This is a genomic window from Stomatohabitans albus, from assembly GCF_036336025.1.
GTDB classification, from domain to species: domain Bacteria; phylum Actinomycetota; class Nitriliruptoria; order Euzebyales; family Euzebyaceae; genus Stomatohabitans; species Stomatohabitans albus.
Genome location: NZ_JAYKKE010000002.1, coordinates 221749 through 233832, shown reverse-complemented (window position 1 = coordinate 233832; position 12084 = coordinate 221749). Strand labels below are relative to the sequence as shown.

Below are 12084 nucleotides of genomic sequence, written 5' to 3'. Positions count from 1 at the left end.
AGAGGCCCTAAGAGCCGTTAGTTATGAACAATAGCGCAGGCCGAGTTGTTCGACCCGATTATGCTTTGACAATGACTATTCACCTTCTCGTGAATCCGGCTGCCGGTCGCGGCCGTTCAATGGCTATGTCCACTCGTGTGGGACGTTTACTTGGTGCAGATACCAAGGTGCACATTTCACCCAGTCTCGATGAAGCTGTGGCCTTAGCTGGGACATTTGGACCGGATGACACGGTAGCCGTACTTGGGGGGGATGGAATGGTCGCCGCTATTGCAGGCCAAGCCGTACAAACACAGTCACTTTTCCTTCCATTACCTGGAGGAAGTGGTAACGATGTTTGCCGTGCACTTGGGATGGGCACTGACCCCATCGCTGTGGCAAAGCGGGCCCGCCACTACCACGAACGACCCATGGATGTGATATCAGCCGATAATCGCATCGTTACCTGTGCGGTGAGTTATGCCCTGATCGCCCAAACTGCGCACTTGGCGAATACTTCCCCTGGATTCTTTCCAGCGGGTACCCAATACATGTGGGGACTGGCAATGTCCATGTTCACGACCGCGCCACGGGTTCGCATCACAACTGATCAAGGAGTGGTTGTGAATGGACGAACCTGGCTCGCGACCCTATCGAACCTCCCCAATCTGGGCAATGGCCTCACCGTCTGCCCACCAGCCAGAATTGATGATGGACTAATGGATCTACTGTGGACAGACCCGTTACCGAAGGCATCGTTATTGTCTGCACTTTGGCGAATCCCCGCTAAAAAGCTGTTAGAACATCCTAGTGTGCATCACATGCAGGTTAAAGAAGCCCAAGTTCAGGTATGGCACGAACCTGCATCCGCTGATGGCGAAGTAATACGGCCCCCAAAAACGGTGAAGGTCCTTCCCCATGCCCTGCGGGTCTTAGCCCCTCGTAAACAACGCAGCTAAACGCCTACCCAGTGCATGATGGACCGCTATGCCGCTGCCCGTCATGCACTGGGTACCAGATCTAATCATCATCTTTTTTCTTTGGTTTCGGTGCCTGGTAGTACGTCGTCACCGTCCATTTTTCACTCTTACCATCAGGATTTGTGCGAGTACGCGTCCACGTCACAGGGAACGCAGCATGAGGAACGCATAGGCATTTACTGCGTTCGCTCTCTACATCCCAAAACTTTGTGGACCAAAATGTGACCGTCACAGAATTAGATGTGTGACTCGTATCAACCAGGATTGCGTAGGGCGTATCGTTCGTAATCTCAAGGTTTACACCGGGATAGTTCAGCGTTGCTTCACGACCAGCCGGGTAACGAGAGAAATACTGGCTGTGTGCTTTGTGCTGGGGAATGAGTACACCAGAGAACCACGCCGCATTGAAGAATGTCGTTGCGAACTGGCTCACACCACCCCCAACTTCACGCACCATCTGGCCTTCTTGGATCGCGCCCCCGTCTGTAAACCCATTTTTCCGGGTACGCCGTCCGACGTGTTTGTTCAATTCGAAACTTTGTCCAGGCCCAACCACAACGCCGTCAACAAGGTCAGCAATGCGATGGATATTCTTCACGCGACTTTGACCGGCCGGGAAATAAGACGTAAATGTACTGATTGGTTCTTTAATACCCAGACTTTCAGGACTAGACACCTTATCTTCAAGTCCAATGAGGTTGACGGTGCCGCCTTCTCCCTTTGCCGCAGCTAACAGGGCATTGAGCGTTGCTTCCTCGTCGGGAACAAACCCATCTTCCATTGAATCAACCACCACGGTACCGGTGACTCGTGAGGCATCATGCATACTCTCGTCAGTTGGCGATGCCTTTGACGGAGGGTCTTGCTCACCTTCGATATGGGCTTTCAGGCCTTTAGTGACGGTATGCGCCGCAAAATAATTCTGGAGTGATTCTGGAATGGCATCCATGCTGACTTGAAGCTTCAGCCGACTCCCTGCTTCTGCGGTCGGATCGGGAACAACCCTACTAATGGCAAGTTTGTCTTCGGGAGACAGTTGGAGGTCATCATCGGATTGGCCAGTAACTCGTGGGGTTTGTTCATCCTGAACATTTACCTCTCCAGCCTGCGATTCACCTTCACCCTCTTCTACCGTGTCGCCGCCCTCGTCACCTTCATGTTTGCTCGCAGCATCGGTTGTACTGGATGGACTCGCGGTACTTGCTTCTGGTTGATCTGACTGGTCGGCTTGGGCTAAGAGAGGCAGTGGGTTGGATGAGGCTAGGTGATTCACAAGCGTGATGTCGCCCAAAGTAGGAATTGATAATTCATCCAACGATGCCGTCTTGTTAGAAGCAGACGCCGAGGGATTGGCTGACCGTTCACTCGCACCGTCTCCAGTGGATGCCCCTGAACTTGGACGTTCCTTTCCCTCATCCTCAGCCGATTTATCACGTTGCACACCTCGCTCACTGGCGCGTGTAGAAGCAGATGACGATGCTGATGGACCCTCACTTGCTGAACCTGACGCACTTGGATCAACTGTGGGAGCAGGAACCGGTTCATTCAGCGCTTTGGTAAGCGTGATAGGGGTATTAAGGATGTGGTTCCATTCCTGAGTGACTGCGTCAACATCAACCGGAGAGATCTTCGGTGGCATCGTGCGGCCTTGGGTAACAACCTCAATGGGCGTTGACGACCAATTCCCACGTTGACTACTCACGTTCGCAATGGTGTCTTTCAAGCCTGCAACCAACATCTCGGCATCAGTCTCATACCCATCGACCCCAGGAGTTGACTGGGCTCCTGTCGGTGTTAACGTGACTTCTGGTTCTTTGATATTCAGTGTGATTTGTTTCGCCGTATCAGCAAGCTTCTCAGTATTGCCACCACTAATCACGACTGGCAATGTGACCTCACCAGCCAACCGTTGAATCCAAACACCAGAGCGATTGATCCAGGAGTTTAATCCTTTGGTTGTGTTGACCTCATCTACAGTGAGGCCAAGCTCTTCACCTGATTTGGTAACAACCTCCCCGCGCTGATTCGTGATTGAAAACGAGGTCTGGTTGAGTTGATTTTGTAATGTCTTGATTGCGTTGGGGCCGTCTTCTTCAGTCGTGACGGGAATACCCGCAAGTGTTGTGCCATCTGGCACTCCAAACACTGGGAGTACGAGCGCGATACCGGCCACAGCGAGAAGAACGCCGCCAACAACAACTGAAGCAGTGCGTACAACACGTGCCGAGGTGTCGTGTTCGGTGTACTGGGTCGGTGACCAAAAATTATCGACAAACTCCGCGTATTGATCGTTGCCTGCTACCGACTCATCGGAAGACTCATCTCGTTCATAGCTTTCAACGACCTGAGACCCCTCGGCGGGTTCTGCATCAGATGGTGATACTGCGTTATCAGAATCATTGGCCGTTATCCCATCCAGTTGTGATGATTGCCCACCGTTGTTCTTCTGGGTTGTCGTGGTTCCGTCTTCAGCAGCTTGCACCGTATCTGAGCTGGCATTTGTTTGATCGAGAGGGTCATCATGATCACTATTTGATGGCGTGGTAGTGCTATCCGTGGCAACGACGACACCATCACCGGTTTGTACTGACTCGTCTTGAGTTTCACTACCGTCGCCTTCATCGCCCTCATCAGACAGGTCAGGTTCGTCCTCACCTGAGGATTCTGATACTGAGCGATCATCAGGCTGAGTATCCTGACTCACGCCGGCCGAGGTGCTATCACCAGCATCATGATCTGGATCTTCTCGTTGCGCTGAATACAGTTCGTCAACTTTTGGTAAATCAATTGGCCCGATGAGCACAGGACCTTCCGAGAGCACCTCTCCAGAGGGAATGGAATCACCTTCAGCAGTTATTCCATCACCTTCTGTATAGGTCAAAAGCTCATCCATTAGAGACGTCCCCTTTTTGTTCAATCACGCTCTGCAATGTATCAGACTTGACCGATTGGACTATGAACCTGGCCGCTAATCTGCACGTTTTTCCATTTCGAATATTAATTAGGAAATATTACTCACTGCTATCTAGCTCTGTTGCCATAGGGCGGTTGTGATCATGGCTACCCCAACCACAAGGAACGCAAATGCACCCAACTGCTGCATCTGCTTGGCACTAATCAAACGCCGGAGGGCATTTCCGGCGACATAGCTCAGTAAGACTGCACCAAATTCGCCGACCGTAGCCCCTGCCCATATCCAAACCGGATGCCCTGACGTCGCCAGTGTGGCTGCAGAGAGTGATGACTTGTCAATGAGTTCTGCCACAAAAAACATCGTGAGGAAGGCGAATAGGCTTACCGGAGGGGTATCCGCATCATCATCTTCCTCCCCGATATCTCGCCACGTGATGACGGCAAAGACAAGAAAAATAGCACCGGCGATGATACCGAGTATCTGATCGCGTGATAGGGGTCCGATGGTTGGTGGAATGATTGTGTGAATCACTCCACCAACGGTGACCGCGAGCCCCATGAGAATCGCAATCGTAACTAAAAGACCGAATAGGGTTGGTAGAGCTTTTCGTCCACTGCCGTGACTCAACACAATGAGCTGTGTCTTGTCCCCCAGCTCAGCAAGAAAGACAAGAACTAATGCAGTAAAAAAAGCAGACACAAAAAAACAGGGTACTCTTTCTCAGCCCGGGCGGTTAGCTCAGCTGGGAGAGCACTTCGTTTACACCGAAGGGGTCGGGGGTTCGAGCCCCTCACCGCCCACGCCACGCACAAGGCTCAAACCCTTGCCATCGTTGATGGTTTCAGTTCGGGCCTAGCTGCTGTCTTTGGCCCAGGTGAGGGCATCGCTATCGTCACAGCAAGATCATTGCGTAACGTGCTGGGTTGGATGGGCAGTGGAGGAGGTTCACCGACATTCTCGACACCCAAAACACTCCGTCGTCCTCGTGGTGAACGTTGTAATGCGCACAGTTGTGGGTAAGAGAAGCCGGAGCCATCCTCGCTACCGAAGTACACAACTCAACTTTCACTCTCGAGTACAAGTGAACAAAACAGAAATGTTCTCTTTTCTTATTTCACTCCCCTAGACATGCTGCAAACAATCTTTGTCATTGTCGTGCGAGGAATGAGGGTATGCACTCCCCTTACAGGGATTTACTATTTAGGTATGAGAAATAACATATAGACATTAATGCGATTACGTATGGATTCTGTAATGTCATATAATTCAAGCAATTAGAGTATTTTCTTTCATAATTATCATTCCTAGCAAGCACCAAAATGTTCCCTTCTGCCACTTTCTGTCGTAATAGGGGGAGGTATCCCTGATAGCGCGTTTGATAACCCCAGTACAATGCTCGGTATATTCCTCATCGGAATTGACCAGGACAGATCGTTATCGTTCAGCCCTCGGGTATGCACAAACCTGACGAAGATGTCCGTATCCACTCGTTATTGAAAGGACTCATCATGGGTTTTCTTGCTTGGATTGTCCTCGGCCTTATTGCCGGTTCGATTGTTCGCTCTATTGCACCAGGACGTATTGAAGGGGGTTGGGTTATTTCTCTGATTCTTGGTGTTGTTGGTGCACTCGTAGGCGGTTGGTTGAGCTCCACGCTCTTTCACATTGATGTAAACACAGGTTTCTTCAGTATTCCAACCTGGATTTCAGCAATTGTTGGTGGTGTAATCGTTTCATACGTCTACAGCTTCTTCAAAGGTAAGAAAGCATAAATCTTCTCATGAAGTGAGCCCGTACCGGATCGGTACGGGCTTTTGTGCACCACTACCCTGAACTATTCCCGGGGTGCAGTGGGCATGTGTGAGAACCGTGGGTGGAACAATACGAGGACTAATGCCAATACCATGATGCCCACACCGATATAGGCAGGTAAGTCCGGCCAAATGCCGTATAGCGATGTGCTCGCAATCGGTGCGATAACAAAGGTCAACGCATTGGTCGCCGCAATCAGTCCGGCCAGACTGCCTTGCTCTTCTTGGGTGAGTAACAGCGACGGTCCCGCAGTGTAGCCAGGCATCGCCATCCCGATGCCGCCTCCGATGACCCCTACAGAAGCCATAAGGAGCCAGATCGGCCCATGGAGGGCAAAGCCCACGCACCCAATTAACCCAATCCCGATCCCAACCCGTAAGAGCGTAGTCGGCGACCAGTTTGACCGTGGCACGATCATGGCTTGGGAAATAATCATCATTACTCCGGCACATAACACCGTGAGTCCAGTCATGAGACCTGTCGTTTCTCCATCGAGCCCATAGCGGTCTTGGATGAGAAAGCCTGCCAAAAACTGGATGAAGCCTAATGCCATAAACATGGCGAACCCTGCCAGCAAAAAGGGGGTGACACGGTGATCCAAAGGGCTGATACGGGGAGGGTCTTGTATAAGCGCGGTACGTTCTTCTGGTTGGAGTACAAAAAAAGCCAACCCAAGCGCACCGAGAAGGAGAAACGGTACTGCACCAATAGAAACTAAGAGTCCAAATTTTGCCAGTACACCACCCACAACTGAACCCACAACCAGAGCTAACCCCTGCGCCGACCCGATGCCTGCCATACCCTTCACACGGGCTGTTTCAGTCGTTGTGACATTGGCAATAAAGGCTTGAGCTGTCGGCACAACGCCGGCAAGTGAACCACCGAACAAGAACCCACGCGTTATAAGCAATCCAAGTAGCAACGGTATGCCGGTCAATAACCCACTCATGCCGGCCGCACTAAAACCGGTGAAACAGATCATTGCAACCACTAGCCCCACGAGTGCTGTAATGAGGACCGGTCGTCGACCATGAGACTGTGAGCGACGACCCCAAAACTGGCTCGTAGCTACAACCATCAAAGCTGCGATACTGATCATGAGCCCGATGTGCCACTCTTCTAGTTTCAATTCACGTGAAAGGGGTGGAATTACTGGGCTAAGGGTCATTTGGGCCATATTGGACAGAAACACAATGGCCAAGATTGTTTTCACCTGGGCGCTTGTAGCACGTTTCGTTGTCATTGTTGAGACATACCTTCCACAACGTTGGTAAACGCAGAGTATGTCACAAGGTGGCCGGCAAAATCTAGATTGCTACCTAGTCATCATGCCAAGCGCGAATCGCACGTTCGTATACCCGTCGATCATCGTGTGAGAATACGTTAAAGATCACTCTGTCCATCACACCCTGATGGGTTTGTAGCCATTCATTGACTGTTTGGAGTGCCACGACTGCTGCCTCACGCTTGGGGTACCCAAAAACACCCGTGCTGATAGCACAAAAAGCCACATGACGTATATATCCCACCTCAGCGGCAAGTTCGAGACAAGCCCAGTAGCACGACGCCAATGCATCTTCGTGCGCTGGGGTGAGTTCTCCACGTACGATGGGGCCAACCGTATGGAGGACAAACCGAGATGGAAGGTTATAGCCACGCGTAATCTTCGCCTGGCCAGCTACTTCTGGGTGCCCTTGACGCTGGATGATGCGCTGGCAATCGGCGATGATCTGATGGCCGGCCCGTTGTGTAATAGCCCAATCAATACACGGGTGGTTTGGGATGGAACATCCTCGTAGCCCTGCATTGGCCGCGTTCACGATGGCATCGGCGGCGAGCGTGGTGATATCGCCCTGCCAGAGACTCGTGGATGGAGCTGATGGATAAGGAGTCTTAGCAAAGCTGTCCGCAATCGTAGGTAGACCCATCGGGTCAATGCCGTAGACCGATCCTGGTTCACGCACAACCGGCGTGTCAAGATTGATGAGATCCCGATAGTCCTCAAGTTCGAGTTGATGAGTCACACGGCCTCCTTAACGTGATGACGCGCTAAGGAGAGCGTAAATCACCGGCCTAGATAACTTCTAATAAAGGCCTCAATTTGTTCAACTTGTGTCATCATTGGCAGCTCAAGCCCCTTTGGGATCGGTTGATCAGCGGCTTGACGAGGATTAGCGAGACGTGCCAATCCAACTTCATTGAGGGTTGTATGGATATCTGGAACGCCCAAAAGTGCAAGCACGTTAAACCCAAGCTCAAATGCGCCCATGAGATAGGCGATCTGCTTATCGGTTAGCGGATCACGATCCGATCGCCACTCTTGTACATCAGGGATAACGATTTCGATATTGTCACTCATTCGTTGTGCAAGCCGCTTTTTCAGTGATTCATCGCGGATGGCCACCGTCATGAACTCAAGAGAGGCTAGACCAATACCTTCAACAAGGCCCTTGGCGTAAGAACGAATGTCGTCGTCTGTCTCGAGCCCCTCAAATTCATGTTCATCAACATGTTCTTGGACAATCTGTTCGCAATCGTCATCGTTCAAAAACTCCATAACCGCCAGAAAAAGCTCTGCTTTATTGGAGTAATTGGCATAAATGGCACCCTTCGAATACCCCGCGATATCAGCAATCGCATCCAGGGTGGCACGGTGATACCCCTCTCGGCTGAATATGTCCAATGCCGCGAGCAGTAGTGCCTGTTGGGTTTCGTTCTTCTTTTGAGCGTGACTTTTTCGCTGTTTGGCCACCCGAGCTCGTGGGAAATCAACCATGAACCTATAGTACTAATACAATTTAAATACCATCGGTATATAAATTGTATTAGTATTTAGATACCGTTGGAATCTCTACTGGAGTCTACGATGCAACCAGTACTTGACATATCACAGTTGACCAGGCGATTTAAATCGGTGGTCGCAAATGATGGGATTAGCTTTCAGATCTATCCCGGACAGATCCTCGGCCTTCTTGGCCACAATGGAGCCGGTAAGACAACGCTCGTTTCTCAAATCGTTGGCCTTCTCAAACCACACGCTGGTTCGATTGTTGTTGCCGGTGTTGACGCCATTGCACATCCAGCCCGAGCACGTGAATTGACGGCATTACAACCGCAAAGCCAAGCCCCCATAGATGGGTTGAATCCTCGTGAGGCGATTGAAATCGCTGGACGACTCTATGGGCTGTCACCCTTGGAGGCGAAACGTGATGCTCACGCACTTATGGAGGCACTCGATATCACTGCGTGGTCGCGACAACGTGCATTTCCAGAAGGCAAGGGGCTATCAGGGGGTGTTCGTCGGTTAACGGCCTTCGCCATGGCAACGATTGCCCGAACACCCTTACTCATTCTTGATGAACCTACAAATGATGTTGACGCCAGCCGCCGTCGAAAATTGTGGAATATTGTGCGGAAAAAGGCAGATTCAGGGACGGCCGTCCTTGTTGTTACCCATAACGTCATAGAGGCCGAACGGGTGGTCGATGACCTGATCATTTTGGACCATGGGCGCGTGCTTGTACATGACTCACCTGAAGTTCTTCGTCACAAGCACGGCGATCACTTTCGGCTCGAACTCGCCTTGAGAAACTCACTTGAAGATCCCACGGCAAATGACCAGGCCATCCCGTTTCCAATCATTCATCGTGTCACGGTTGGCCGTCGTGCCTACCTCCAATTCGGCGCCGAGGAGATCAACACTGCGATTCATTGGGCCCAGCACCAACAGGGAGCAAACACAATTGACCACTTTTCGATTGCACCAGTTGGTCTTGAGGACGTCTACATCGAATTAACGAAACGTACTGCAATGACAGAAACCGAGGTACCTGATGTCGTATGAACTCGCACCCATGCCTTCACCAGATCCTGTTCGGACAAGTCCCATCCGTACATATCTGACTCTCTTGCAATGGAGTTTCATCAGTACCAGACCAGCACTTCCTTTGATTATTGCGGTCCAAATGCTGATGGGCATTTCGATCATTGTTGGATTTGGCCTCCTGATTCCATCGTTGGACCTTCAAACTGCCATGTTTTTGTCTAGCGGTGCACCAACTGTCATGTTGTCACTGGTCGGCTTTGTGGTGGTACCCCAAGCACTCAGTGAAGCCCGTGCCAATGGACTCCTTGACTACCAGCGCGCTCTTCCAATCCCAAGAATGTTGCTGCTTTGTTGTGATTTCACCGTATGGCTATTCATAACCCTTCCAGGCGTTGCCATGGGGATCGTAACGGGACAGCTCTATTACGGATTTGTATTTCCGATTGACTGGCCGCTCCTCTTCATTTCCGCCGTCTTGGTTGCCCTCATGTCAACGGCAATCGGCTACGCCGTTGCGATGGCGTGTCCTCGGATGATCGCCATGGTGGTAAGTCAACTGCTTGCCTTTTTCGTGATGCTCTTCTCTCCTATAAGTTTTCCACCATCTGCGTTACCTTCCTGGTTCCAAACCGTTCACCTATGGCTTCCCTTCCAAGCTGCCGGCGACCTTATTCGTTCAGCCCTCCTTCCGGTCCAATACCCTCTCGAGCTACGTGACATTGCCATACTTGGTATCTGGACACTCATCGGGCTGGTAATTGCTTCGCGCATCTTGGTACGACGTCAGTAACCTGCACAATCGCCCGTGGTCAGCATGATATTGCTGACCACATGAACGTGCGCTCAAGATGTGAGTTTCTGTCAACGTGTGACGTATGCTCAATAGTCGGACCTTTTTAAACGCGAGAGATGAGGTTCTGCTATGGCTCACGCGATTAGCACTCATGCGCTGACAAAACAATTTAAGAACAGAAAAGTTGTCGATTCGGTGTCGATGACCGTACCAACCGGAACGGTATATGGCCTCATTGGCCCAAAGGATGCGGGTAAGTCAACGCTTATTCGTATGATTCTTGGGCTGCTTCCCCCCACGAGTGGCCAGGTAGACGTGCTGGGTACACCGATGAACCGCCATAATGCAAAGCAGTTGGTCAACCGGATTGGGGCGATGGTTGATGGACCACCTGGGTATAACCATCTCACTGCCTCGGAAAATATGCACATCGTGCAAGATATGTTGGGGCTTACTAAACGCCAAGTGGACCGGGCGTTAGATATGGTTCGCCTGACTCCTCATCGAGACAAATTAATCCGGACCTATTCGTTAGGTATGCGCCAGCGCCTCGGGATTGCGATGGTGCTGGCCCGAAACCCTGAACTCATCATTCTTGATGAACCGACCAATGGACTTGATGTTGCCGGTATTGAAGAGATACGCCTGTTGCTCAGTCAATTAGCGAGCCGAGGTACCACTGTGCTGGTTACCGGCCACAAACTTGATGAGGTCGACAACATGGCCCATGTCGTCGGGATTATTGATGATGGGAAGTTGTTATTCGAAGGCACTCGTGACGCATTAGAAACCCATACCGCTCCAGATTTGGTGATTGAGACACCGGACCGAACCGGAGCTGTATCACAGATCACTGGGGCTATTCCCATCCCTGGGGGAATCATGGTTCGTAAAGTGTCCCATGTAGAAAGCGCCAAGGTGATCCAACGGCTTGCACTCGCTGGTATCCCGATTTATGAAGTTCGTCGGGTCCCGCGCAGTTTAGAAGAGGTATTTGTTAACCTCACTCCTGACGGAGCAGCACAATGACCCATGCCTTAATCATCGAGTTTCATAAAATTAAACGCCTTCGTCATATTCGGTTTCTTCTCTCAGCGATTGCAATTATTGCCATCCTGAGCTGTGCAGGCATCGTAACGTCAGGGCTTCAAATTGACGAGCACGTTACACGCACGACGACTTGGGCAGATTTGCTACTTGATTACACCTTTATAGCCACCATGATCTCACCAATTATGGTTGCAACCATTGTGAGTCGCCAGGTTGACATCGAACACAACTCACATGGTTGGAATATGGGTCGCTCAATAGGAATAACTGTTGAACGGATGTGTAGTGCCAAGCTCTTAATGCTTGTCCTCCTGATTATTCCAACTATTTTATTACAAACACTCCTTATTCTTGGTATTGGCTATCTCGCCCATCTCAATGGACCGCTCAGTCTTGCCCACTGGTTTTCGTATTCAGGATTACTCATCACGGTAGATATAGGCTTTATGGCCTTACATATTTATCTATCATCTGTCGTCAAGAATCAATTACTCAGCGTAGGTCTTGCTGTACTTGGTTCCTTTTTAGGCGCTATGTTGATGAGTAATACTTCAGTTATAGCGACACTCACGCCGTGGGGGTATTACACTCTTATTGCCCATGTTGCCTACCTTGGCAATCACCTGGACTACTATTGGCCTTCTCTTTGGTATCCCATTGGGTTTTTACTAGTTTCTCTTGCGGTCTACTCAATTGGGATTCATCAGTTTGCTAGAAAAAGGAAGTAGCT

The 12084-nt window shown here is 50.7% G+C and carries 11 protein-coding genes and 1 tRNA gene; 7 read left to right on the top strand and 5 right to left on the bottom strand.

What is annotated here, in order from left to right; all coding sequences use genetic code 11:
- The first annotated feature begins 71 nt into the window (after positions 1–71).
- Positions 72–938, top strand: a complete 867-nt coding sequence (locus VCU37_RS06060) for a diacylglycerol/lipid kinase family protein (RefSeq protein ID WP_336249738.1) — start codon at positions 72–74, stop codon at positions 936–938.
- A gap of 61 nt (positions 939–999) precedes the next feature.
- Here the strand turns inward: VCU37_RS06060 and VCU37_RS06055 are convergent, their stop codons facing one another.
- The gene (locus VCU37_RS06055) at positions 1000–3852 is read right to left on the bottom strand and encodes a VanW family protein (RefSeq protein ID WP_336249737.1); all 2853 of its coding nucleotides are present in this window, start codon (positions 3850–3852) and stop codon (positions 1000–1002) included.
- A 132-nt stretch (positions 3853–3984) separates the two neighbouring features.
- Positions 3985–4572 carry a TMEM165/GDT1 family protein gene (locus tag VCU37_RS06050; RefSeq protein WP_336249736.1) on the bottom strand — a complete coding sequence of 196 codons (588 nt, stop codon included), beginning with the start codon at positions 4570–4572 and terminating at the stop codon, positions 3985–3987.
- A gap of 28 nt (positions 4573–4600) precedes the next feature.
- Here VCU37_RS06050 and VCU37_RS06045 point away from each other — a divergent pair.
- Positions 4601–4673 (top strand) — tRNA-Val (locus tag VCU37_RS06045).
- Between the two features lie 654 nt (positions 4674–5327).
- Positions 5328–5645: a GlsB/YeaQ/YmgE family stress response membrane protein gene (locus VCU37_RS06040; RefSeq protein WP_418896465.1), complete on the top strand. Its 318-nt coding sequence runs from the start codon at positions 5328–5330 to the stop codon at positions 5643–5645.
- Between the two features lie 62 nt (positions 5646–5707).
- On the opposite strand, the gene VCU37_RS06035 is transcribed toward VCU37_RS06040, so the two are convergent.
- From VCU37_RS06035 to VCU37_RS06025, 3 genes are all read right to left on the bottom strand, one after another.
- Positions 5708–6928 carry an MFS transporter gene (locus tag VCU37_RS06035; RefSeq protein ID WP_336249735.1) on the bottom strand — a complete coding sequence of 407 codons (1221 nt, stop codon included), beginning with the start codon at positions 6926–6928 and terminating at the stop codon, positions 5708–5710.
- 76 nt (positions 6929–7004) lie between these two features.
- On the bottom strand, positions 7005–7709 hold the full coding sequence (locus VCU37_RS06030; protein ID WP_336249734.1) for a macro domain-containing protein: 705 nt from the start codon (positions 7707–7709) through the stop codon (positions 7005–7007).
- A gap of 41 nt (positions 7710–7750) precedes the next feature.
- Positions 7751–8461: a TetR/AcrR family transcriptional regulator gene (locus VCU37_RS06025; RefSeq protein ID WP_336249733.1), complete on the bottom strand. Its 711-nt coding sequence runs from the start codon at positions 8459–8461 to the stop codon at positions 7751–7753.
- A gap of 90 nt (positions 8462–8551) precedes the next feature.
- Between VCU37_RS06025 and VCU37_RS06020 the strand changes: the two genes are divergently transcribed.
- From VCU37_RS06020 to VCU37_RS06005, 4 genes are all read left to right on the top strand, one after another.
- On the top strand, positions 8552–9529 hold the full coding sequence (locus VCU37_RS06020; protein ID WP_336249732.1) for an ABC transporter ATP-binding protein: 978 nt from the start codon (positions 8552–8554) through the stop codon (positions 9527–9529).
- Positions 9519–10301 (top strand): ABC transporter permease, encoded by a 783-nt coding sequence (locus VCU37_RS06015; protein WP_336249731.1) that lies wholly within the window; start codon positions 9519–9521, stop codon positions 10299–10301. Before VCU37_RS06020 ends, VCU37_RS06015 begins: the two co-directional genes overlap by 11 nt.
- Positions 10302–10433: 132 nt before the next feature.
- Positions 10434–11333: an ABC transporter ATP-binding protein gene (locus VCU37_RS06010; protein ID WP_336249730.1), complete on the top strand. Its 900-nt coding sequence runs from the start codon at positions 10434–10436 to the stop codon at positions 11331–11333.
- Positions 11330–12082 carry an ABC transporter permease gene (locus tag VCU37_RS06005; RefSeq protein ID WP_336249729.1) on the top strand — a complete coding sequence of 251 codons (753 nt, stop codon included), beginning with the start codon at positions 11330–11332 and terminating at the stop codon, positions 12080–12082. Before VCU37_RS06010 ends, VCU37_RS06005 begins: the two co-directional genes overlap by 4 nt.
- Positions 12083–12084: the final 2 nt, after the last annotated feature.